This is a genomic window from Nocardioides panzhihuensis (genome assembly GCF_013408335.1).
Lineage (GTDB): Bacteria > Actinomycetota > Actinomycetes > Propionibacteriales > Nocardioidaceae > Nocardioides > Nocardioides panzhihuensis.
This window is the reverse complement of the sequence record NZ_JACBZR010000001.1, coordinates 4,932,415-4,955,150: the sequence shown is the minus strand read 5'-3', so window position 1 is coordinate 4,955,150 and position 22,736 is coordinate 4,932,415. Positions and strand designations below refer to the sequence as shown.

The window sequence follows — 22,736 nt, the reverse complement described above, 5'->3', positions numbered from 1 at the left end:
TCGACGCAGGGAGCACTCACATGACCGGACTGCTGGATGGCCGGATCGCGATCGTCACGGGGGCAGGACGAGGCATCGGCCGGGCGCACGCGCTCGAGCTCGCCCGCCACGGCGCGAAGGTCGTCGTCAACGACTTCGGCGTCTCGCTGGCGGGAGAGGGCACCGGCGACTCTCCCGCTGAGCAGGTGGTCGAGGAGATCGTCTCCGCAGGTGGGGAGGCGGTTGCCAACTCCGCCGACGTGGCCGACTTCGCTGCTGCCGAGGCGATGGTGCGACAGGCCATCGAGACGTACGGCGGTCTGGACGTCCTCGTGAACAACGCCGGGTTCGTACGCGACCGGATGCTCGTCAACACCTCCGAGGAGGAGTGGGACGCGGTGATCCGGGTGCACCTGAAGGGCCACTTCGCGACGCTGCGGCACGCGGGTGCGTACTGGCGGGCGGAGTCCAAGGAGGGCCGCCAGCGGGCCGCCCGGGTCATCAACACCTCCTCCGGCGCGGGCCTGCAGGGTTCGATCGGGCAGGGCACCTACTCCGCCGCCAAGGCCGGGATCGCCGGGCTCACGCTCGTCGCCGCCGCCGAGATGGCCCGTTATGGCGTCACGGTCAACGCGATCGCGCCCGTCGCCAAGACCCGGATGACCGAGGGCGCTTTCGACACCTCCGCCATGGCGCTGCCCGAGGACAACAGCCCCGTCGTCGCCTGGCTCGCCTCGGAGGACGCCCGTGACATCACCGGTCGGGTCATCGAGATCGACGGGACCGAGATCACCGTGGAGAACGGCTGGGCCCACGGCCCCTCGGCCGACGCCGGCGCCCGGTGGGAGGCTGCCGACGTCGGCCCGGCGCTCCGAAAGCTCCTCGCGCAGGCGCCTGTGCCGGAGAAGGTCTACGGAGCCTGAGTCGGCCGAACCAGGCCGAAGCCGCACGTGTAACACGTCGTTCGTAGGTCTATCCGGTCGTTCTAAAAGGCGAGTAGTCCTACGAACGACGTGTTACAGCCCGCCGGAGCTGCCGCCGCAGGTCAGCCGAGCTCCCCACAGACAGTCGCCGCGATGTCCGCGAGCGGGGTGTCGAGGGGAGCAGCGGCGGGGTCGTCGGAGCGGGTCAGGGCGGCGATGACGATCGGGGCGCCGTCGGGAGTCCAGGTGACACCGACGTCGTTGCGCGTGGCGTAGTCCCCGCCGCCGGTCTTGTCGGCGAGGCGCCAGGAAGCCGGGACCCCGGCACCGAACCGGGTCACGGTCGACTGGTTGGCGAGCATCCAGGTGGTCAGCTGGTCGCGGTCCGTGCGGTCGAGCGCGTTGCCGAGCAGCAGCTTGGTGTAGGACCGGGCGATCGCGTGGGGCGTGGTGGTGTCGCGCAGGTCGCCCGGGATCGCGCTGTTGAGCTCGGGCTCCCAGCGGTCCAGGCGGCTCACGTCGTCACCGAGGGAGCGGGCGAAGGCGGTGACGCCCGCCGGCCCGCCGATGAGACGCATCAGTACGTTGGCCGCGGTGTTGTCGGACCGGGTGACGGTCGCCTCGCAGAGCTGCGCCACCGTGAGGCCGTTGCGGGTGGTGAGCGAGGTGATCGGGGAGTTGGCGACGACGTCGCTCGCGTCCCAGGTCAGGCGCTGCTGGAGCGTACGCCTGGGGAGGTCTCGCAGGATCTGTGCGGCGAGCAGGGTCTTGAAGGTCGACAGCATCGGGAAGCGTTCCTCGGCACGGTGCTCCATCGTGCGTCCGGTCCGGATGTTCTTGGCCCAGACGCCGAGCAGACGCCCGTGCTTCTGCTCGAGCGCGGCGATGGAGGCGCTGCCGGCGGCGTACGCCATCGAACCACCGCCAACGGTGGCCGCTGCGGTCGCGGCGACGGCGGCCGCGGCGGCGGCTCCGCCCAGGACGGCGCGGCGGCTGAGGATCGGGTGAGTCATGTGAGTCCTTTGCTGAAGGTCGTTCCTGAGGTGGTTCGGGAATCGTGCCGCCGCCGCGGCGATGGCGTCCAAGGACGATCCGACATGGAGGTATGCGCTGGTGACATGGGACGTTCTGCGGGCGATCGGACATCCTGTACGCGTGGACCTACTGCTTCATCTGCGCGGCTTCGCCGCGGTCGCCGACGAGATGAGCGTCTCGGAGGCCGCCCTGGAGCTGGGCGTCGATCAGCCGCTGCTCAGCCGTCGCCTCCGCGCGCTCGAGCGTGAGCTGGGCGTCGAGCTGCTCGACCGCAGCCGGCGCCAGATCGCGCTCACCCCGGCCGGGCACGCGCTGCTCCCGCGCGCCAGGCACCTCGTCGACCAGGCCGACCATCTGCTGCGGAGCATCCGACGGCATGACCGGGAGCGCTTCGTGGTCGGGGTGCCATCGGGTTGCGACCCGGCCCCGCTGGCCCGGTTGGTCGCGCTGCTGGAGACGGAAGGCGTCGAGATACGCCTCGCGAGCGACGACGAGGAGGCGCCGGAGTCGGCAGCCTGGCTGGTCGACGCGTGCGACCCCGACGCAGCCACCTGGGTCACGCCGCTCGGCGCCGCGACCCTGCCTGCCGCGACCCTGCCTGCCACGACCGGAGCCACGCCGCGGCCCGTGTCGCTGTCCTCGCTGCGCCCCCGCAGAGGCGGGGACCGTACGCAGGTCCTGGCCCTCCCGCGAGACCTGGACGACCCCGCCGGCCGGCTGCGGCGGCTGGCTGACGGCGCGGGCATCGGCCCGGGCGCCCTGCGTCGTACGCCGCACCAGCTCGCGGTGGCCGAGACCCTGGCGGGGCGCGGGACCATGATCTGCGCACGACACGAGGCGGTGACGTACGGGTTGAGCTGGTCGCCCTTCATCGACCCGGTGGCTCGCGGTCATCGGCTGGCCGAGCTGCAACCGGTGCCGGGGCCGTTGGCTGCAGGCGAGGTGCGAGCGCAGGCGCTCGCCCTGCTCGGCGCGTGCGTGGGTGCCCCTGAGGAGGGGCGCGGATGAGCCCGCTGGTCGGCAGCGACCGAGGGCTGATCGACCTCGCCGAGGCGACCGCCGAGCGCTTCCGGGATCTCCAGGTCAGGATCGCGTTCCTGGCCCGCGACCTCGACGCCGGTCAGGAGGTCGGGGTCGGGGTCGACCGCCAGATGCCGCTGGCCTCGGTGGCCAAGGTGCCGCTCGCCCTGGTCGTCGCCGACCGGATCGCTCGCGGCGAGATCGATCCTGCCGCGAACATGACGCTGACGGCCGACGAGCGGAGCTATGGGCCCTTCGGCTTCTCCGCGTTCACCCACGACGTGACCTGCTCCGTCGCCGACCTGATGCTGATGATGCTCAGCCTCAGCGACAACGCCGCCGCCGACGCGCTCTTCGACGAGGTCTCGCCCCGCGAGGTCGACGAGCAGCTCGCCGAGTGGGGTGTGGAGGGGCTGCGGGTGCGCCACCGGATGCAGCCGATGTACGACTACGCCACCCGCCTCGCCGGCCACGACTTCGCCCTCGCCACCCAGCTCGCGGTCGAGGGTCGCCGGCCGGGCGGCCGGCACGTGATCGACTCCCTCGACGTCGAGCGCGCCACCGTCGGCTCACCGCGCGCCTGCGTCGATCTGCTCGAGCGGGTCTGGCGGGACGAGATCGCCAAGCCCGAGGCGACCGCCATGCTGCGCGAGTCGATGGGCAAGCAGGTCTTCACCCATCGGATCGCCGCCGATCTTCTCGCCGACGACATCCAGCTAGCCGGCAAGACCGGTGGGTTCCTCACCCTGCGGCACGAGATCGCCGTCGTCACTCATCCAGGTGGCCGCGTCGCCATCGCCGTGCTCACCGACTCCGACCGTACGGCCCGGATCCAGAACGACGTCGACCTCGCCGTCGCCGCCACCGCCCGCGATGCCGTCGAGGCCCTCGCCATGCGCCGCTCAACCTGAGCCGAGGCGTCACGTACGTCGGCCGAAACGTCAGGCGCGTCGGCCGAGGTGGCACACCGGTGCCATCTCGGCCGACGGGCCTGACGTCTCGGCCGACGGGGGTGACGTCTCGCCTAAACCAGGTGTCAACGGCCCGGGTGCAGTGATGGAATCAGCCGGTGCCCGCCCTGCCCGTCTTCCTCAAGACCCTGATCCCGCCGACGCCCTTGTCACGGCGGTTGGCGACGCAGTCGCTGCTCTTCGCGGCGGGGGACGGCACCTTCAACACGGCGGCCGCGTTCTACCTGGTCGCGTTCGTGGGTCTGAGCCCGGCGCAGATCGGTGTAGGCCTGACGGTGGCGGGGATCGCGTCGTTCCTCACCGCCTACCCGATGGGCAAGCTGGCCGACCTCATCGGCCCCAAGCGGGTCTGGGCGATCAGTGCGCTGATCAGCGCACTGATGTTCGCGACGATGCCGTTCATCCACGGCTTCTGGGCCTACCTGTGCGTCATCGTCGTCTTCGAGGTGGTCAACAACGCGGGCGGCGCGGGCCGGAATGCGTACGTCCTCGATGTCCTCCCCGAGAAGGAGCGGGTCGAGACCCAGGCGTTCATGTACTCCAGCCTCAACCTCGGCTTCACCATCGGCGCCCTGATCGCCGGTATCGCGCTCGCGATGGACACCGACACGGTCCTCAAGTGGGGCGTGCCGTTCTTCGCGCTGGCCCTCGGGGTCGCCAACTCGGTCTGGATCACTCGCCTGCCCATGGCTCCCCACGACGAGCGCCGCGCCGCGGGCGAGATCGTCGAGAAGCTGCCGGGGCCAGGCGCGCTGCGCAACGTCGGCTGGCTGCTGGTGACGACCTTCACCGGCACGCTGTGGTCCAACCAGGTGCTCCTGCACACCGTGATCCCGTTGTGGCTCGTCGAGTACACCGACTCGCCGCGCTGGCTCCTGGCCTGGCTCTTCGCGACCAACACGGTGCTGTGCATCATCCTTCCGGCCTACACCTCGAAGGGCGTCCGCAACGTCCGCGACGCGTTGCGGCGGGTGTGGTGGAGCAGTGCGTTCTTCGTCGCCGCGTGCGCGATCACGCTGGTCACCCACGACACCCGCGGGTTCCTCACCATCTTCCTGGTCTGGGTCGGCCATGTGGCCGTGACCGGCGCCGAGCTCGCCATCGGCTCCGCCTCGTGGGCGTTCCAGGCCGAGCTCATGGACCCCGACCGGCGTGGTGAGTACCAAGGCGTCGCCGGCATCGGCCGCCAGCTCGGCGGCGCGTGGGCCCCGGCGCTGTTCACGTTCCTCGCCATGGGCTGGCACCCCGACTTCTACAGCGGCGCCGGCTGGGTCGTCATCGCCGCCATCATCGTCGTCGCCGCGGCCGGCATGGGCCCGTCGACCCGGATGGCCGTACGTTTCAAGCAGGCCCACTTCCCGCGCGAGGACGAGCAGGAGCCGGCCGCCGTCTAGCCCACGTCGGCGAGGCGGTCAGCGGCCAGCGGCCGAGGTCAGCGCAGGATCTTCGCGATCCGTTCGCCGAGATAGGGCGCCAGCGTCTCGGCGTAGAGCGGGGAGACATGGACGCCGTCCAGATAGACCTCCAGGTTGCCGACTACAGGCGAGCATCGCTTCTCGCCGCAGAAGTAGGACGTGAGGTCGACATGGTGGGCGTTCGTGGCGAGCCGCGTGGCAGCCAGGCTCCCGTCGTCGCGTACGACCTCGTCGCGGCTCCGCGCGCACTCGACCGCGGCCGCGAGCCCGTGGTCGTCGATGCACGCCTGGACCACGCGCGCGAAGAGGGCCCCGCTCGGCTCGAAGATGGGTGAGTCCTGGACCGCGATCACCGGCACCGACGGGTCCGGTCTGGTGGCCCATGCGTCCGCCATCCCGCGGCTGAGCGCCTCGATCTCGCTCTCGCCGCGCGAGGCCTTCACGTTCACCAGGCTCGAGTGGACCACGACGTACGCATCGACCTCCTCCTCGGCGATGTACGCCGCGAGCTCCTCCTTCCACCGGTCGCACAGCTCGACGCTCGCCGCCGGTGTGCCGACACGGTCGCGGGCGTTCCAGTGGCAGCCGGCGCGGCCGGCCACGTCTATGCGCCACCCGCGGCGCTCGGCGATCGCGCGGTAGGCGGGCACGAGCTGGTGGTTGTGGGAGTCGCCGACGGCGAGCAGGCGTCGGGTGTAGCCGGTCTTCGGGCCGAGGGTGCACACCTTCAACGCGACCGGTCGTTCCTTGTTGGACCAGCATGCCGACCCGTCCGGTGCCTGGTAGCCCAGACTCGCATCGATCAGGTCGGCCGGGCGTTCACACTCTGCGAGCGCGGGGTCGAGCGCCGCGGCACCGATGCAGCCCGCGTATCGCTCCGCGGCCTCGACCGCAGCAGCCTTCCGGGCGGCGTCCTGGCGCTCCACCTCGGCGGTGACCGCCAGCGTGCCGCCCGCGACCACACCGAGCACGAGAGGGACCGTCACGAGCCGCACCATGCCGGTGAACGGCGCCCCGATCCGCGCCACCGGCCGCTCGACGAAGCGGTGGGTCAGCCAGGCCATGACCACGGACGCGGAGAGCACGACCACCGCCGCCAGGAGCGTGGTCCGGGTCGCGTAGGTCCAGCTCAGCCAGGCGATCAGCAGCGGCCAGTGCCACAGATAGAGCGGGAAGGAGATGTCCGCGACGAACCGCAGGGGTCTGAGCCCGAGGAGGCGCTGAGGTCCCCACGGCACCGCCGACCCCGAGCCGATCACGACCAGCAGTGCGCCACCGACCGGCCACAGTGCCCACGGGCCGGGGAAGAGGGCCGCGCCGTCGAGCACGAGCCCCGAGCTCGCGACGAGCAGCAGCCCGAGCCAGGCGAGCACCGGGCGCGCTGGGCCGGGTGGGCGGAGACGGTCGAGCCCGAGGGCGAGCAGCGCCCCCAGACCGAGCTCCCAGAAACGCGCCCAGGTGTGGAAGTAGGCGACCTGCTGGTCGGCCGCGCCGAGCCGCCAGGCGAAGACGAACGAGGCGATCGTCGCCACCGCCACGGCGAGCGTCAGTACGAGCTGGACCCGGGCCCGTGCCAGACGCCAGGCCACCAGCACGACCACCGGCCAGACCAGCAGGAACTGCCCCTGCACCGAGAGCGACCAGAAGTGCTGCAGCGGGCTGGCACTCGGCCCGGCCGCCCCGTAGGCGAGCTGGTTCCGGATCATCTCCCAGTTCAGGACGTACGTCGCGGACGCAGCGATCTCCCGCAACGTCGAGGCCCACGTCGACCGAGGCATGACCACCACCATCAGCACCGCCGTCCCCGCGAGCACGACCAGCATGGGAGCCGAGAGCCGCAGGAACGTACGCCCGTAGTGCTCGGCGACCCGCAGGTCGGAGGAGGTGACCCGACGGACCAGCGACCGGGTCACCAGGAACCCGGTCAGCGCGAGGAAGACGTCGACGCCGCCGGAGACGCGGCCGTTTCCGAAGAGGTGGAAGATCACCACGAGGGCCAGCGCCAGCCCCCGGAGCCCGTGGATCTCGGCTATGCGCTGAGGTCGGGGCGGCTCCGGCATCGGGTCAGGCTAGGTGCGGTCGATGACCTGTCGAAGACGTCTCGGTGAAGTCCCGGTGCTCGCGCCGAGCCGGTGCGAGGGTCAGGAGCCGAGGACCTGCTCGAGGTGGGGGTTGCCGAAGATCCGCGACGGATCGAGCTTGTCGCGCAACGCGACGAAGTCACCGAACCGCGGATAGCGTTCGGCCAGGTCAGCGGCGGAGAGCGTGTGCATCTTGCCCCAGTGCGGGCGGCCGCCGACCTCGCCGGCGATGCGCTCGAAGGCCGCGAAGTACTCCTCGCGCCACGGCGAGGAGGGCGCGGTGTGGATGGCGATGTAGACGTTCTCGCGCTCGAACCCGGTGGACAGCGGGATGTCGTCGGCGGCCGCGACCCGGACCTCGACCGGGAAGGAGATGTTCCACGAGGACGCCTCGACCGCACGCTGCAGCGCCGCGAGGACCTCCATCCCGGCGGCACGCGGAACGGCGTACTCGCTCTCCACGAACCGCACCCTCCGCTGCGAGGTGAAGACCCGGTAGGAGATGTCGGTGAACTCGCGCGGCGAGCGCGCGGAGGCGGCGAAGCGAGCCAGCGGCTTGACCAGGCCGGGGACCCGGAGACCGAGCCCGACGGTCGCTCCGAAGGCCGTGTTGGAGAGGAGCTCGTCGTCGAACCAACCGCGGACCCGACCCACCGGCTCCAGCGAGGTCTCGGGGAGCGGCAGCCGGGTGTTGTGCTTGGTCAGGACCCGGGTCGTGTGCGGGAACCAGTAGAACTCGAAATGATCGGTCTCCGACGCATGGGTGTCGAAGGAGGCCATCACCTCGGCGAGCTCGTCGTTGCCCTCGCGCGCGTTGAGCGCGAAGAGCGGCTCGGTCTGGAGCGTGACCTCGACGACGATCCCGAGCGCGCCGAGCCCCACGCGGGCGAGGTCGAAGATCTCCGGGTTCTCCGCCGCCGAGCAGGAGACCACGGAGCCGTCGGCGAGGAGCAGCCGCAGGCCGCGTACCTGGGTCGCCAGGCCGCCGAATCGCGCACCGGTGCCGTGGGTGCCGGTCGAGATCGCCCCCGATATCGACTGCTCCTCGATGTCGCCGAGGTTGGTCATCGAGAGCCCGAGCGCCTCGAGCGAGCGGTTGAGGACCTTGAGCCGGGTGCCGCCGCGCACCGTCACCAGGCCGGTCGTCGAGTCGGCGCGCACGATCCCGGTGAGCCGGTCCAGGCTGACCTGGACGTCGACCGGGGACCCGATCGCGGTGAACGAGTGTCCCGCGCCGATCGGTCGCACCTTCCGTCCGGCCTCCGCGGCGGCCACGACGACGGCAGCGAGCTCTGCCTCGTCACGAGGCGCGACGACCTCGATCGGGTCCGTCGCCTGGTTTCCTGCCCAGTTCCGCCACTCGCTCACGACACTCACGCCACTCACGCGGGCAAGAGTGGCGGCTCCGCGGCGTACGGTCAACGCTTTGGCCGCCCGGCGGAACAGTTGCCCGAACAGCGTTGACTTGGGTGCCGCGCGGGGCATAGACGACGTGCGTCGTGGTTAAGCCCTCTATTCAACGCTCCCACCATCTCTCGGCCCAGCAGCACGAACGGCTCGACCGCGCGACCGCCTGCCTCGACGGGCCCGTCGGCGTGGTTGACCTGCAGGCGTTCGACGCCAACACCGACGACCTGGTGCGCCGCGCCGCGGGCACCCCGATCAGAGTCGCGAGCAAGTCCGTACGCTGCCGGGCGCTGATCGACCGTGTGCTCGCCCGCGAGGGATACGAGGGGATCCTGGCGTTCACGCTGGCCGAGGCGCTGTGGCTGGCCGAGACGCACTACGACATCGTGATCGGCTATCCGACCGCGGACCGCGCCGGGCTCGCCGCCCTCGCGAAGGACGAGGAGAAGCTCGCCCGGATCACGCTGATGGTCGACAGCGCCGAGGGGTTGGCGTTGATCAAGGCAGCGATCGGCACTCCGGCCGCGCCCGTACGCGTCGCCATCGACCTCGACGCCGCCCTGGTCGTCGCGCACCGCATCTGGCTGGGTGCCCGCCGCTCTCCGATTCGCACGCCTGAGGAGGCTGTCGCCCTCGCCCGGATCGTCACCGAGGACCCGGCCTTCCAGCTGGTCGGGCTGATGGCCTACGAGGGTCAGGTCGCCGGCACCGTCGACCGCCCGCTCGGCGGTAACCCGCCCGCGGCCGTCATCAGAAGGATGAAGAAGGCCGCCATCGCCGAGATCGCCGAGCGCCGCGGAAAGATCGTCGCAGCCGTACGCTCGCTGGCCGACCTCGAGTTCGTCAACGGCGGCGGCACGGGCTCGATCGAGTCCACTCGCGCCGACCTCTCGGTGACCGAGATCGCGGCCGGGTCCGGGCTCTACGGTCCGACCCTCTTCGACCGCTACGACGCCTTCACACCCCATCCGGCGGCCTACTTCGGGCTGAGCGTCGTCCGGCGCCCCGCGGCCGGCATCGTCACCGTCGCCGGTGGCGGCTGGATCGCCTCCGGCCCGCCCGGGCACGACCGGGTCCCGACCCCGACCTACCCCTTCGGGCTGGAGTACGTCGGAACCGAAGGCGCCGGGGAGGTCCAGACGCCGCTGCGCGGGCATGCCGCCGACCAGCTCGCGATCGGAGACAAGGTCTGGTTCCGCCACGCGAAGGCCGGTGAGGTCTGCGAGCGGCTCGACGTCCTCCAGCTGATCGAGGGCGACTCGATCATCACCGTCGCGCCGACCTACCGCGGCGAGGGTCAGACGTTCCTGTGACCCACCAGTCAGACCGCCTCAGGCCGGGTCGCCCAGCAGCATGAACCAGCTCTCGGTGACCAGCTCGCACATACGGTCCTGCTCGACACCCCAGAACCCGTCGGCCCACCGCTGGAACAGGTAGTCGAGCTGGCCGACCGCCAGGGCGCCGCGCAGCCGACGGCTGTCGGCGTCGAACCGGCCCGCCTTGTCCAGACCCGCGCTGACGTCCTCGATCGTCTCGTCCGTCCACGCGTCGACGAAGTGGGTGAGATCGGGATCGACGGCCTGGGCGGCCCGGGCGATCGTGACGATCGGACGCGCCCTCGGCCACTGGGCCACGGCCTGCCGGATCCAGGCACCCAGCTGCTCGCGGGTGCCGGCCGCCACCGCATCGGCGATCTGTGGAGAGCGGAGCTGAGCCAGCTCATCCTCGAGGCGCTCGGCGATCAAGGCCTTGATGACCTCGGACTTCGAGCCGAAGTAGGCATAGAACGTCACCCGGGTGGTGCCGGCCGCCGAGGCGATCTCGTCGATCGTCGTGGCCGCGTAGCCGCTCGCGACGAACCGGTCCATCGCCGCATCCAGCAGGAGCTGGCGAGTCATCGCCCTCTGGGCTGCGCGGAGGTTGGCCATGGCGTCACGATAAGCGACGGTGATACCTCCCCCGGGATTTCCACGTTTTCTTGAAACCCGATGTCTTGCGCTCGGGCCGTCGGTAGGTTCTGTCCCGATGGATGATCACGTGACCTGGGCGGACAAGGGCTTCTGGGAGCCAGCAGAAGCCGTCGATCTCACTGCGTACGCAACCTCTGGCCGCAATCTCTTCGACGGCTCGTTCACCTGGCCGGTGATGGCTCTCAAGAAGAGGGCGCTGGAGCACAACATCGCGACCCTCGCCGCCTTCGCGGAGGAGCACGACCTGCTGCTCGCCCCGCACGGCAAGACCACGATGGCGCCCTCGCTCCATCGGCGACAGCTGGACGCCGGCGCGTGGGCGATCACGGTTGCCTCACCCAGCCAGGCCCTGGTCGCCCGCCACGCCGGCGTACGCCGGGTCCTGGTCGCCAACGAGATCCTGGACCACAGCGCGCTGAGCTGGGTCGCCTCCGAGCGTGCGGCCGATCCGGAGTTCCTCCACCTGCACTGGGTCGACTCGCCCGAGGGCGTCGAGGCCGCGGCGGAGGCTTCGGCCCTGGTGGGCGACGAGGACCGGCCGCTGGCGGTGCTGATCGACCTGGGCTTCCCCGGCGGGCGCACCGGGTGCCGCTCCGTCGAGGCGGCCGTGGAGCTCGCGCGGGTGGTGGACTCCACGCCGGGCGTACTCCTGGCCGGTGTGGCCGGCTACGAGGGCGGGCTGAGGACGCCGGCGGCTGTCGGTGACTACTTCGACCGGCTCAAGGAGCTCGCCTCGACCCTGTTCACCGAGGGTCTGGTCGCTGCCGGTGCGATCGTCTCCGCAGGTGGGAGCTCGTTCTTCGACGTGCTCGCCGAGCGCTGGGCGGCGGGGTGGCCGGACGGGATGACGCCTCGCAAGGTCCTGCGCAGCGGTGCCTACGTCTCCCACGACCACGGCCTCTACGCCGGCACGACGCCCTTCAACCGGATCGAGGGGAGCCTCGAACCGGCCATCGAGATCTGGGCCCAGGTGCTCTCGGCCCCCGAGGAGGGGCTGGTGATCGTGGGCATGGGTAGGCGGGACGCGCCCTATGACAACGGACTGCCCGTCCCGCTCGCCGTGCGGCGCAACGGCGGCGACGGCGGCCCCGAGGAGCTCGAGGGCACCGTGGAGAAGCTGGGCGACCAGCACGCCTTCCTGCGCACCGACGCCGGGCTCCGGCCGGGCGACCTGGTCGGGTTCGGGATCTCCCACCCGTGCACGGTATTCGACAAGTGGCGGCTGATCCCGGTCGTGGACCTCGACTACACCGTGACCGACCTGGTCCGGACCTACTTCTGAGGGCTCAGACGCTGTCGGGGATCCGCACCCTGACCTGGTAGAACGCGCCGTGGTCGGTGGCCCGGCGGGCCGACGGGCCGGAGTAGACCCGGTAGCGGTCGGGTCGCAGCGACGAGCTGAGGAACGCCTGGTCGATCGGCGCCCGCGGGGCGGCGGCGCACCTGTCGTACGTCGCGAGCGGGCTCACCAGGCCGGTCCCGGGCGAGGTGAGGTCGCACAGGATGTCGTTGCGCTGGTTGAAGTCACCCGCGACGACCATCGGCACCTCGGCGCGCGCCACCACGTCCTTGACGATCAGGGCGTTCAGGTCGCGCCACCTCTTCTGCTCGGGGATCGAGGGAAGGCTCGCCGGGAAGTGCACTGGCAGGACCCCGACGCGCTGACCCGAGGAGCGCTCCTCCAGCACCACGACCGGCGCGCTGACGCGTGCGCCGTCGCGGTAGTACATGGTGACCGTGTCCTTGCTGACCAGCCGGAAGACCGAGCGGCGGTAGAAGACCGCGTCGTCGGTCGGATCCGGGGTGGAGACGAGGGCGAACTCCCTGCCGAAGGACTCGAAGGCCTCCCGCTGTCGAGTCTCCACCTCGGCGAGCACCCCGAAGTCGGTGAGCGTACGCCGCAGGTGACCCACCACGATCCGCATCCGCGGCACCCCGTCGAGCCGGCCGGCAGCAGAACCTCCGGGTGCCGTGTGGTGGTCGGCCCAGGCGTTGAGCCAGCCGAAGCGCTGGAAGCCTGGCTGGACCGGTTCGGCCTGGGCGACCTTGACGGTCGGACCTGCCGTCGCGGTCATCGGCACGAGGAAGCTGATCCCGGCAGCGAGAACGCCGCACAGGGCGACGGCGACGGCGCCGGCGCGCCATCGTTTGTCGATCCGGTCGGGTCCGTCCGAAGCGGAGCCCGAGGCGAACGGTGCGTTGGGGGACACGTCTACCGACGGTATGGGCGAGCCATGTGCGTCGAACCAAACGCGTTGGAATACTCGGAAACCTCGGGTGAACTCCGGCTAGAGGTCCATGAAGATCAGGGCGCCCGCGATGTCGGCGGTGCCGTAGTGGAGATAGTCGTCGACCCGCTTCTCCGAGACGCCCTTCTGTGCAGTCACGAAGCCGACGACGACAGCCTTGGAGGAGTCCTTGGCGACCCATTTTCCGATCACGTCGTCCTCGATGAGGCTGCCCGTGGGGAGGTCGAAGTCGGTCTCCTTGACCGACTCCGCGGCCGCCGTCGCATCCGCCTCGCTGCCGAAGACGTAGACGATCCGGAGCATCCGGACCTTGCCGTTCTCGGCGTCGTGGATCCCCATCGCGGCGTAACGGCAGCCCTTCCTGTCCAGAGCCGCCGAAGCGATCGGACCACAGTCCGGGTAGTCCTGGGAGGCCCCGTACGTCGCGTTCATGCTCACGTCGCCGAGCTTGAACTTCCAGTCGCCCTGGAAGAGCTCCGCGGCCAGCCCGCCCGCCGCGGGATCGGTGGCTGACGGGTCAGGCGACGTGCTCGGCGTCGCCGTCACGGTCAGTGGTCCCGGCTCCGCGGTGGGATCGTCCTCACCGCTGAGTAGGACGATGCCGGCTGTGATGATCACGCCGATGATCAGCACGCCGGCGATCGCGCCGAGACCGATGATGATGGGCCACGGGTTGCGTGACCGGGGTCCGGGTGGCGATGGTGGCCCGCCCACGCCGAACGAATTTTCGTTCGCCGGCCGGACAGGGTGCTGCGTCGCGGGCTGCAGGTTCGGCGCCGGCGGCATCGCACCATAGCCGTCCGGAGGCGGTGGCGGTGTCGGCGTAGTCATCGGGCCCCCTGCGCGAGTGAGGAATCACGTGGGAGAAAGAACCCACGTGATTCCCCATTCTCTCCTACGCCTCCGAACCGTCTCGCTCAGGGAGCGACGGGGTAGTGGCTGGAGATCGCGATCCGGTTCCAGGAGTTGATCGAGATCGCGACCCAGGTCAGGGCGGCGATCTGCTTGGCGTCCAGGATGCTCTCGACGTCGACCTTCGGGGCGGCCGCGGTGTGCAGGTCGCCGATGCGGGTGATCTGCTCGGCGATGGTGAGTGCGGCCTGCTCCTCCGGGGTGAAGTACTGCGACTCCCACCAGGCGGCGACGAGGGCGAGGCGGTCGGTCGTCTCGCCGTTCTTGAGGGCGTCCTGGGTGTGCATCCGCAGGCAGAAGGCGCAGCCGTTGATCTGGGAGGCGCGGAGCTTGACGAGGTCGACGGTGAGCCGGTCGAGTCCGGCGGCGGTGATGGCCTCCTCGACCGCCTCCTCGACGGCCATCTGGGCCTGGTACGCAGCGGGGAACAGCTTGGTGAGGTTCACGTGGGCGAGCATCGGGTTCCTTCGGGTCGGGCCCGCCACAGCGCGGGCGCTCACCGGACTGACGAGGTGGCGCGAACGAATGTGAGGTCGCCGCCTCACATCCGCGCTGTCTGGCTCGTCACACAGGATGAACCCGGAGGAGATGCCACGATGATCGACATGGACGACCTGGGCGAGGCGATGGTCGAGCGTCGACGCCTGATCGCGCTCGCGTACCGGCTGCTCGGCACGCTCGAGGAGGCCGAGGACGCGGTCCAGGAGACCTACCTGCGGTGGTACCGCCTCTCCGAGGACGAACGAGCGGCGATCGACAACCCCGCCGGCTGGTTGAGCCGCGTTGCCAGCAGGGTCTGTCTCGACGTACTCAAGTCGGCGCGTTCGCGCCGAGAGAGGTACGTCGGGCCCTGGCTGCCCGAGCCGGTCCGGCCGGGGTTCCTCGCCGCACCCGAGGATCCGGCCGACCGGGCGACCCTGGACGACACGGTGAGCACGGCGCTGCTCGTCGTGCTCGATGCGATGACCCCGGCCGAGCGGGTCGCGTTCGTGCTCCACGACATCTTCGCCGTCCCGTTCGGGGACATCGCCGGGGTGGTCGGCCGCTCCCCGGCGGCGGTGCGCCAGCTCGCCGCCTCGGCGCGACGCCGGGTGGCCGAGCAACGGGGTGCGGTCGCCCCGCTGCCGGAGCACGACGACGTCGTCCGTGCCTTCGTCTCGGCGACCTCCGGAGGCGACCTCGGCCGGTTGGTGACGCTGCTGGATCCGTCGGTCACGCTCCGCTCCGACGGTGGCGGCCGGGTCAGCGCGGCCCGCAACCCGATCGAGGGACCGGAGAAGGTGGCCCGGTTCCTGCTGGGTGTGCTGACGAAGCGGCCGACCTGGACGATCCGCGCGGAGGCCACCGCCGACGGCCTCGGGTTCACGCTCGTCGAGGACGGCACTCACCGCGGCGTCGCCAACCTACGGGTCGTCGGCGGTCGCGTCACCGATGTCTGGATCGTCCTCAACCCGGACAAGCTCGGCGGCTGGCGCTGATCCCAGCGTTGGACACAGCGTTGGTCCCAGCGTTGGTCCCAGCGTTGGTCCCAGCGTTGGTCACAGCCAGGGCCCGAGCTCCGGTGCGTCGGCCATACCGTGCGGCCGCCCGGCGAGCCAGGCGGCGACCCCGGGCAGCGGCCCCGTGACGCCGCGCAGGTCGTCGTCGGAGAGAGCTCGCTTCGTGCGGATGTCGTCGGCGAGAGCGAGCAGGAAGTCCTCAGGCATGTCCGCGAAGGTGATGCCGACGCCGAGGTCGACGGCATGGACGAAGACCTCCCGAGCACGCATCCACGGGACGTCGCTGGCCTTCCTGGTGACGAGCTGCGCGGTGATCACCTCGTGCTCCCACTGCTCGGGGGTCAGCCGGTCCATGGCCTCGTCGAGCTCCTCGGCGCCGCGGAGATACCACGCCCGGAGCTCGTCGGCCGGTCGCGTCGCGGCCTCCTCGATGTCGGCGTTGCGCTGCTCCGGCGAGGCGTACATCCGCTTCTCCGCGCCCGTCTCGGCCCAGGAGACCAGGTTGCCGAGGGCGTCGGCGTTGGCGGCGACGTGGCCGATCAGGTGCTTGCGGGTCCAGCCCGGCAGCTGCGAGTCGCCGTCGAAGCGATGTCCTGAGCCTGTCGAAGGGTCGGCTGGACCGAGCCGGTCGATGCCGTCGGTCAGCAGGGCGGTGCCCTCGGCGATCCAGCGGCGGGAGTCGTCGAACGTACGCCTCGGGGTGGTGCCGATCAGGATGGTCATGGTCACAGAGTGCTGCCTCAGTCGCGACAGAACAAATAATTCTGTCGACAAGAACATCTGGCTCCGTGAATCTCCTGCGAAGCCAGGCGATAGATGCTTGGTTTGGTGTGATCAGGAAGAGGTGGGATGGACAAGCCGATCAAGACCCGGCCCCCGTACGCGATCACCAGCGTCGACCACGCGCTCAAGCTGGCGGCGATCCTTCAGGTCGAAGGTCGCCTGACTGTCTCCGAGGCAGCGGCTCGGCTCGACGTCGCCCGCTCCACTGCTCACCGGCTGCTCGCCATGTTGGTCTACCGCGACTTCGCGGTCCAGGACGAGGACAAGGTCTACCGAGCAGGCCCTGTGCTGGAGCTGGCCGCACACTCCCGCTCGACCGCGTCCCGGCTCCGCCAGGTGGCGCTGCCGCATCTGCAGCGCCTGGTCGACCTGCTCGGCGAGTCCGCCAACGTCGCCGTACGTGCAGGTGACACCTGCCGGTTCATCGCCTCGGTCGAGTCGCCGCAGTCGCTCAAGGTCGGCTCTCGCGAGGGCATGGTCTTCCCCGCTCACCGCACCACCGCCGGCCTCCTGCTCCTCGCTCAGCTCCCCGACGAGGAGCTCGCCTCGATCTACTCCCGGGACAGGTACGCCGCTCAACCGGCCGACCGCCCGGACCTCGACGCGCTGCGTACCGAGCTCGAGCGGGTACGCCGCAACGGATTCGCCTTCAACGACGGCCGCACCGAGCGTGGGGTGGTTGCCGTCGGGGTCCCTGTCCGAGGCGCCGCGGGCGATGTCGTCGCCGGGATGTCGATCTCGATGCCCAGCGTCCGCTACGACAAGGAGACGCTGCCGAGTGTCGTCGCGACCTTGATGTCCGGCGCGGCGGCTCTGGAGCGTGACCTGAGTCCCGGGTGATCTGCGTCAAGTTGCTGCCGGTAGCGTCAGTTGGCGAGTTAACCTGGGCTCAATGAGCGACACCCCGCCCTCGAGCGACACTCGGGCCACGAAGCCAGCACGCATCGACTGGCTCGCCACGACCGCAGGTGCCCTCGCTGCCGTCACCTCGGCGTTGTTGCTCTCCACGGTCGGAGCCGTCGGCACCCTGATCGGGGCGGCGCTCGGCAGCGTCGCGGCCACGATCGGCACCAACCTCTACGCGCAGTGGCTCGCGAAGAGCCGCCAGAAGGTGGCCAGTGTCCAGGCCCTGGCGCGGTGGCGGTCGGCGGGGCTCGCCGGCGTACGGACCGGTGCGGAGCCGGTTTCGGAGGCCACCGCCGAGGCGGCAGAGAGTGGCGACGCGGAGCCGATGCCGTCGTGGCGGGAGCGCCTCAAGACGCTCCCCTGGAAGCGGGTCGCGCTGCTGTCGCTGGCGATGTTCGTGGTCGTGGTCGCCGTGATCACCGTCTTCGAGCTGCTGGCCGGGCGCAGCGTCAGCTCGATCGTGGGCGGCGGAGACGGCGGCACGACGATCTCCCGGGTGACCGGTGGCGGTTCGGAGAAGCGCGACGAGGAGCGGCGCGAGGATCCGTCGCCACGGGGCACCGCGACTCCCGAAGAGTCCGCGAGCTCTAGCACCGAGCCGTCGGAGTCGGCCGAGCCGTCGGAGTCGGCCACGCCGGAGGAGCCGGGGGCCGAGCCGTCGGGCTCTACCGGGCCGAGCGCCACGCCGTCGGTGCCGCCGAGCGTGGGCAGCAGCGCCTCGACCGAGCCGTCACCCACGACCGGAGCCTCCCCGGGAGCAGGGGCCCCAGCAACCCCCTGAGGAGGTCCGCCGAGCCTCCGGACTCACATCCGGAAGAGGATCTCCGCGCCGAGGTCGGTGTTGCCGTAGGAGGTGTACTCCTTGCCCTTGGCCTCGGTGATGGCGCCGGTGGCCGTGACCATGGTGTAGACGACGTACTTGCCGTAGTCCTTCACCTTGAACCAGCCCTGGGTGTAGCCCGGCAGGGAAGCCTCCGTGGGCGGGATCACGTGCTTCGGCTCGATCTTCGCGGCGGCCTCACCTGCGACTTCGACGGTGCCGAAGTCGTAGACGAAGTGGGTCATCCGCACGTTGTTCTGCTGAGCCTTGTAGGAGACCCGGACGGCGTAGTCGCAGCCGAGGTCGCGGACCGCGCCCTTGAGCGTCGCCTTGCAGCCTGCGTAGTCCTTGCCGTTGAGGTAGCGGGCCTTCAGCATGACGTCGCCGTAGGTGAACTCCCACGGGCGGGGCACGTCGGCCTTGGAGAGGCGCTTGGGGCCGATGGTCGTCCGCGAGGTGGCGCCGTCGCTTGGGTCGGCCGGTGAGCTCGTCCCGGGCCAGCCGGGCTTGCCGCTGGACTCACCGCTGACGTCGGAGCGCCCGCCGTCGGGGCTCGCCGAGTCGGTCGGTCCTTCCCCGGCCGAGGCTGTGTCGCTCACCGTCGGCACTCCGGCGGTCGTGGCCGCGTCGTCCCCGCGGGTGAAGAGGGTGTAGACGACCACGCCGCACACGACCACGAGACCGAGAGACACGGCGATGGTCAGGACCTGGCGCAGCGGACCGCCGTGCCCGGCGCGCTCCTTGCGGGCGTTGAACGCGGGCCGGTCGCCGCCGTCGTCCACAGAGAGCCCGATCAGGCGCTCGTTGTAGTCGAACGGCGCAGGCTGCTTCTGCGGCTCCTCGTCAGGCGCGCCCGAACCGGGGGAGCCTGAGGGCGGCGGATACGGCATGGGGTTTGTCTACCATCTATCAACGGTCGCCACGCCGAAGGTTTGGAAGACGGACGATCTCCTGCCCGAATCCCTCGCTCGAGCAGCGAGATGAACACGAAATACCTACCGTACGCGGCCCACGACTCGGGCACCTACAACTTCGCAATGCTTTCGCAATCCGCTTCGGTGGGCAAATGCCGAAAGCCTCCCGGAGAAATGCGTGTTGCTGCATTGCAAGAAGCCGAAGAGCCAGTCGTTGCAATGCAGATTCTTGGGGATTCGAATGTGCTGCGCGGCCGAGGAAAGAGCACGAAACTCAGTTACCCGTACCCGGTAAGTCACGAAACCCGTGGTCCCCGGGTGCAGAAGTCCGCAACAAGCGGGCCATCCCCCAGGAGGAGACGTATGAGGTTCGATCGCACCACTTTCCGTCCCCGCACGATCGCCGCGCTCGTCGCAGGTGTGGGTCTCGCGGCCTCCGCCGCCGTGGCCGTCCCGGCTGCTGCCGCGGACGCCGGATCCGGCAAGGCAGAGTTCAGCAAGGCCGAGGTCGCCTCGGTCAGGTCGGCCGTCGCAGAGTCCGCCCCGGTCGGCTCGTCGTGGTACACCGACCCGGCCTCCGGCAAGGTCGTCGTCACCGTCGACGAGACGGTCTCCGCGTCGGAGATCGCGGAGGTCAAGAAGGCTGCCGCCGAGAAGACGAGCCAGGGCGACCAGGCTGTGACCGTCAAGCACACCAAGGGCGAGTTCACCCCGCTCATCGGCCCCGGTGACGCGATCTACGGCGGCGGCTCCCGCTGCTCGCTCGGCTTCAACGTCAAGGTCGGCGGCGCGGACTACTTCCTGACCGCGGGCCACTGCACCAACGGCGTCTCGACCTGGTACGCCAACTCCTCCCAGAGCACGCTCCTCGGCTCGACCGCGGGCTCGAGCTTCCCGGGGAACGACTACGGCATCGTCCGCTACAACTCGTCGATCTCCAAGAGCGGTGGCTTCACCGCGGGCAACGCTCGGGTAGGCCAGAGCGTGACCCGCGACGGCTCCACCACCGGTGTCCACACCGGCACCGTGACGGCGCTCAACGCGAGCGTCCGCTACGCCGAGGGGACCGTCAGCGGACTGATCCAGACCAACGTGTGCGCCGAGCCCGGTGACTCCGGTGGTGCGCTCTACTCCGGGTCGACGGCCCTGGGCCTGACCTCGGGCGGCAGCGGCAACTGCAGGACCGGCGGGACGACCTTCTTCCAGCCGGTGACCGAGGCGCTCAGCCGCTACGGCGCCACCATCTACTGATAGAGCACGGGTACGCCGCGGGGCGGGTGGGTTGATCCACCCCGCCCCGCGGCGTACGTCGTTTCGTTGCAGGGATCGAAGAGATTTTTGCCCAGCACTGGCGAGGAGGTGCCGACAACGACATACTCACTGTGACCGTGTTCGGGCACGCAGGAGGAACGCATGGGGTTCACCAGGTCACGCAGCCGTCTGCTTGCGACAGCGGTCGGGCTAGGGTTGGCGGCTACCGCCACGGCCACGCCGGCGGCAGCCGCGCCTCCGGAGGAGAAGCTCAGTGCGAAGGCGCTCGCGGCCGTCCACTCCGCCGTCGACTCTGCCGTCAGCAGGTCAGCCTTGACCGGGATCGCGTGGTACACCGACGAGGCCACCGGCAAGGTGGTCGTGACCGCGGACTCCGCCGTCCCCGCCGCCGCGCTGAACAGGCTGACCCGGACCATCGGGGCCGATGCCGACGCGATCACGATCAAGCGTGCCAAGGGCGAGTTCAAGCCGCTCCTCGGCGCCGGTGACGCCATCTACGGCGGGGGCATCCGATGCTCTCTGGGCTTCAACGTACGCAGCGGAGGCACCCACTACCTGCTCACCGCCGGTCACTGCGCCGAAGAGGTGGGGACCTGGTACACCAACTCCCGCCAGACCACCCGGATCGGGCCGACCACCAAGTCGAGCTTCCCGGGCAACGACTACGCCCTGGTGCGTTACGGCAACTCCTCGCTCACCCACTCGGGCGGCTACACCATCGGTGATGCTCGGGTCGGTCAGCGCGTCACCCGGGACGGATCGTCCACCGGCGTCCGCTCCGGACGGGTCGAGGCACTCGACGTCTCGGTCCGCTACCGCGGGTCGGGCACCGTCCGCGGCCTGATCCAGGCCGATGTCTGTGCCGAGTCGGGAGACTCCGGCGGCCCGCTCTACGCCGGCTCGACCGCTCTCGGGATCACCTCCGGCGGCACCGGCGACTGCTCCTCCGGTGGGACCACCTTCTTCCAGCCGGTCCGCGAGGCCGTCAACGCCTACGACGTCAGCATCTACTGAGCCTCTCCGTCGGTCGAGGGCCACTTCGTTCAGACCCTCGCGCCAGCGAGCGTGTCGAGACCAACACAGCTCCGTCGCGCTCCAGGGGACCGTGTTGGTTTCGACACCGGCTCGCTGGCGCTCACCGGGCTCAACCAGCGGGGCGTCAGACCGCTACCGGGATGAGGGCCGAGCCCACGGACTCCTTGATGAGCCCGGCGTACGCGTCGAAGAGCCGCTGCTCGGAGAGGCGCTCCCGGTTGCGGAAGATGCGCTCGAAGTGCTCCTCGCGCTGGGCGAAGGCGGCCTTCCAGGACTCGGCCATCTCGACCGGGTCGAAGCCCGCGACCAGGCGGAGGTCACCGACCATCGCCGGAGCGTCACCGACGGGCGTGGTCACCGGGACCGCACCGCAGGCCATGCCCTCGAGCAGGCAGAGCGGGGCGGCCTCGCCGAACGCCGAGGTGAGCGTGATGAGATCGGCGGCGTTGTAGAGCGGCGCCATCTGGCTCTGGATGCCGAGGGCGTGCAGGTTGGTCTGCAGGGCCGGCCACCAGCCGAGCTCCTCGGCGACGAGCGCCGCGAAAGCCGGGTTCTCGGCGGTCATCCCGGCGCCGCACATGACCAGGTGGGCGTCGGGATGCTCCTGGACGAACCGACGCGCGGCGCGGACGAAGAGCGGGATGTTCTTCATCGCGTCGAAGCGCGCGGCGATCATCACCACGGGCGCGTCGCCGATCACGCCGAGCTCGGCCCGTTTGCCCGTCCGTAGACCGGCGTCGGTGCGGAACCTGTCGAGATCGACCCCGTTGGGGAAGACCGGCAGCCGCTTCAGCGGGATGCCGGTCGCCTCGTGGTAGGCGCGCTGGGTCGACTCCGCACAGCACACCGCCGCGGTCAGCAGCCCGGCCCGGTCGAGGTCGATGAGCTCCTGTACGCCGGCCCCTTGGTGCTCCGGGTCGGACCGGTGCAGACAGGTGATCAGCGGAGTCCCCGACGTGTCGACCTTGCCCAGCACCGTGAGCGGCTGCTCCTTGAGGGAGAGCACCACGTCCGCCTTCGCCACCGACTGCGCCACCCGCTTGAGCTGGCTGGTGGTGATGGGGCCGGTCGGCGTACGTCTCAACGCCCTGACCGGCACGCCGGCTGAGGTCAGGCGCCGGTAGGAGTTGTCCGAGGAGATCCGCTGGGCGGTGAACTCGCGCTGCACGCGGTCGCTCAGGCTCAGCACGCTGTGCCGCTGAGACGTGGTGGCGTCCAGCGAGCGGATGACTGCGGTGTGCAGGATCCGCGCGCCACCGGCGAAGAAGCCTTCGTACAGGGAGAGGACGGAAGGGCCGTCCTCGAGATACGTCACGGTGGACATGTCGACCTCACTTTTTCCGCAGGAGGCATCGCCCGAGCGGTGATGGTGGTGGGGCTACGGCAGAGATATGCGGCTTTCTCCGGACGCTAATGCGTCCGTCGGCGCATCCCAAGACATCCGCGGCCAACGACGACGGATTTCACGTGATCGTCATCTTCAGGTGCACATAGGAGAGAGGACGGACGATTTATCGAAATGACTGGGTATCCCGATCGATTTAC

21 protein-coding genes are annotated in these 22,736 nt (G+C 70.2%); 11 read left to right on the top strand and 10 right to left on the bottom strand.

Annotated features, from left to right (window positions below; translation table 11 throughout):
- Window positions 1–20: 20 nt before the first annotated feature.
- The gene (locus BJ988_RS23495) at window positions 21–902 is read left to right on the top strand and encodes an SDR family oxidoreductase (protein ID WP_179660285.1); all 882 of its coding nucleotides are present in this window, start codon (window positions 21–23) and stop codon (window positions 900–902) included.
- A 122-nt stretch (window positions 903–1,024) separates the two neighbouring features.
- Here BJ988_RS23495 and bla read toward each other — a convergent pair whose 3' ends face one another.
- On the bottom strand, window positions 1,025–1,915 hold the full coding sequence (bla, locus tag BJ988_RS23490; RefSeq protein WP_179660284.1) for a class A beta-lactamase: 891 nt from the start codon (window positions 1,913–1,915) through the stop codon (window positions 1,025–1,027).
- A 142-nt stretch (window positions 1,916–2,057) separates the two neighbouring features.
- On the opposite strand from bla, the gene BJ988_RS23485 reads away from it, so the two are divergent.
- From BJ988_RS23485 to BJ988_RS23475, 3 genes are all read left to right on the top strand, one after another.
- Window positions 2,058–2,945 carry a LysR family transcriptional regulator gene (locus BJ988_RS23485; protein WP_179660283.1) on the top strand — a complete coding sequence of 296 codons (888 nt, stop codon included), beginning with the start codon at window positions 2,058–2,060 and terminating at the stop codon, window positions 2,943–2,945.
- A complete protein-coding gene (locus BJ988_RS23480; protein ID WP_179660282.1) occupies window positions 2,942–3,868 on the top strand; it encodes a serine hydrolase in 927 nt (308 codons plus the stop codon). Before BJ988_RS23485 ends, BJ988_RS23480 begins: the two co-directional genes overlap by 4 nt.
- A 158-nt stretch (window positions 3,869–4,026) precedes the next feature.
- A complete protein-coding gene (locus BJ988_RS23475) occupies window positions 4,027–5,322 on the top strand; it encodes an MFS transporter (protein ID WP_179660281.1) in 1,296 nt (431 codons plus the stop codon).
- A 38-nt stretch (window positions 5,323–5,360) separates the two neighbouring features.
- Here BJ988_RS23475 and BJ988_RS23470 read toward each other — a convergent pair whose 3' ends face one another.
- Both BJ988_RS23470 and BJ988_RS23465 read right to left on the bottom strand, forming a co-directional pair.
- Window positions 5,361–7,403 carry an acyltransferase family protein gene (locus BJ988_RS23470; RefSeq protein WP_179660280.1) on the bottom strand — a complete coding sequence of 681 codons (2,043 nt, stop codon included), beginning with the start codon at window positions 7,401–7,403 and terminating at the stop codon, window positions 5,361–5,363.
- 81 nt (window positions 7,404–7,484) lie between these two features.
- On the bottom strand, window positions 7,485–8,810 hold the full coding sequence (locus BJ988_RS23465) for a D-arabinono-1,4-lactone oxidase (protein ID WP_343051757.1): 1,326 nt from the start codon (window positions 8,808–8,810) through the stop codon (window positions 7,485–7,487).
- Window positions 8,811–8,923: 113 nt separating this feature from the next.
- Between BJ988_RS23465 and BJ988_RS23460 the strand changes: the two genes are divergently transcribed.
- Entirely contained in the window at window positions 8,924–10,144 is a 1,221-nt protein-coding gene (locus BJ988_RS23460) for an amino acid deaminase/aldolase (RefSeq protein ID WP_343051756.1), read from the top strand.
- Between the two features lie 18 nt (window positions 10,145–10,162).
- Here BJ988_RS23460 and BJ988_RS23455 read toward each other — a convergent pair whose 3' ends face one another.
- A complete protein-coding gene (locus BJ988_RS23455) occupies window positions 10,163–10,759 on the bottom strand; it encodes a TetR/AcrR family transcriptional regulator (protein ID WP_179660279.1) in 597 nt (198 codons plus the stop codon).
- A 97-nt stretch (window positions 10,760–10,856) separates the two neighbouring features.
- On the opposite strand from BJ988_RS23455, the gene BJ988_RS23450 reads away from it, so the two are divergent.
- Complete coding sequence (locus BJ988_RS23450) at window positions 10,857–12,083, top strand: alanine racemase (protein WP_179660278.1); 1,227 nt, start codon at window positions 10,857–10,859, stop codon at window positions 12,081–12,083.
- 4 nt (window positions 12,084–12,087) lie between these two features.
- On the opposite strand, the gene BJ988_RS23445 is transcribed toward BJ988_RS23450, so the two are convergent.
- The 3 genes from BJ988_RS23445 to BJ988_RS23435 form a co-directional block, all read right to left on the bottom strand.
- Entirely contained in the window at window positions 12,088–13,011 is a 924-nt protein-coding gene (locus BJ988_RS23445; protein WP_179660277.1) for an endonuclease/exonuclease/phosphatase family protein, read from the bottom strand.
- A gap of 78 nt (window positions 13,012–13,089) precedes the next feature.
- Window positions 13,090–13,764 carry a hypothetical protein gene (locus BJ988_RS23440; protein WP_179660276.1) on the bottom strand — a complete coding sequence of 225 codons (675 nt, stop codon included), beginning with the start codon at window positions 13,762–13,764 and terminating at the stop codon, window positions 13,090–13,092.
- A 203-nt stretch (window positions 13,765–13,967) separates the two neighbouring features.
- A complete protein-coding gene (locus BJ988_RS23435) occupies window positions 13,968–14,420 on the bottom strand; it encodes a carboxymuconolactone decarboxylase family protein (RefSeq protein WP_179660275.1) in 453 nt (150 codons plus the stop codon).
- Between the two features lie 138 nt (window positions 14,421–14,558).
- On the opposite strand from BJ988_RS23435, the gene sigJ reads away from it, so the two are divergent.
- Window positions 14,559–15,440 (top strand): RNA polymerase sigma factor SigJ, encoded by an 882-nt coding sequence (sigJ, locus tag BJ988_RS23430; protein ID WP_179660274.1) that lies wholly within the window; start codon window positions 14,559–14,561, stop codon window positions 15,438–15,440.
- Between the two features lie 60 nt (window positions 15,441–15,500).
- Here the strand turns inward: sigJ and BJ988_RS23425 are convergent, their stop codons facing one another.
- Window positions 15,501–16,184: a maleylpyruvate isomerase family mycothiol-dependent enzyme gene (locus BJ988_RS23425; RefSeq protein ID WP_179660273.1), complete on the bottom strand. Its 684-nt coding sequence runs from the start codon at window positions 16,182–16,184 to the stop codon at window positions 15,501–15,503.
- A gap of 126 nt (window positions 16,185–16,310) precedes the next feature.
- Between BJ988_RS23425 and BJ988_RS23420 the strand changes: the two genes are divergently transcribed.
- Both BJ988_RS23420 and BJ988_RS23415 read left to right on the top strand, forming a co-directional pair.
- Window positions 16,311–17,084 (top strand): IclR family transcriptional regulator, encoded by a 774-nt coding sequence (locus BJ988_RS23420; RefSeq protein ID WP_179660272.1) that lies wholly within the window; start codon window positions 16,311–16,313, stop codon window positions 17,082–17,084.
- Between the two features lie 52 nt (window positions 17,085–17,136).
- Window positions 17,137–17,931, top strand: coding sequence for a hypothetical protein (locus tag BJ988_RS23415; protein WP_179660271.1), 795 nt, complete (start codon window positions 17,137–17,139; stop codon window positions 17,929–17,931).
- A gap of 23 nt (window positions 17,932–17,954) precedes the next feature.
- Here the strand turns inward: BJ988_RS23415 and BJ988_RS23410 are convergent, their stop codons facing one another.
- Window positions 17,955–18,860 carry a hypothetical protein gene (locus BJ988_RS23410; protein ID WP_179660270.1) on the bottom strand — a complete coding sequence of 302 codons (906 nt, stop codon included), beginning with the start codon at window positions 18,858–18,860 and terminating at the stop codon, window positions 17,955–17,957.
- A gap of 387 nt (window positions 18,861–19,247) precedes the next feature.
- On the opposite strand from BJ988_RS23410, the gene BJ988_RS23405 reads away from it, so the two are divergent.
- Window positions 19,248–20,135, top strand: coding sequence for a S1 family peptidase (locus tag BJ988_RS23405; protein WP_179660269.1), 888 nt, complete (start codon window positions 19,248–19,250; stop codon window positions 20,133–20,135).
- Between the two features lie 162 nt (window positions 20,136–20,297).
- A complete protein-coding gene (locus BJ988_RS23400; protein ID WP_179660268.1) occupies window positions 20,298–21,170 on the top strand; it encodes a S1 family peptidase in 873 nt (290 codons plus the stop codon).
- Window positions 21,171–21,315: 145 nt separating this feature from the next.
- Here the strand turns inward: BJ988_RS23400 and BJ988_RS23395 are convergent, their stop codons facing one another.
- Complete coding sequence (locus tag BJ988_RS23395) at window positions 21,316–22,515, bottom strand: glycosyltransferase (protein ID WP_179660267.1); 1,200 nt, start codon at window positions 22,513–22,515, stop codon at window positions 21,316–21,318.
- Window positions 22,516–22,736: the final 221 nt, after the last annotated feature.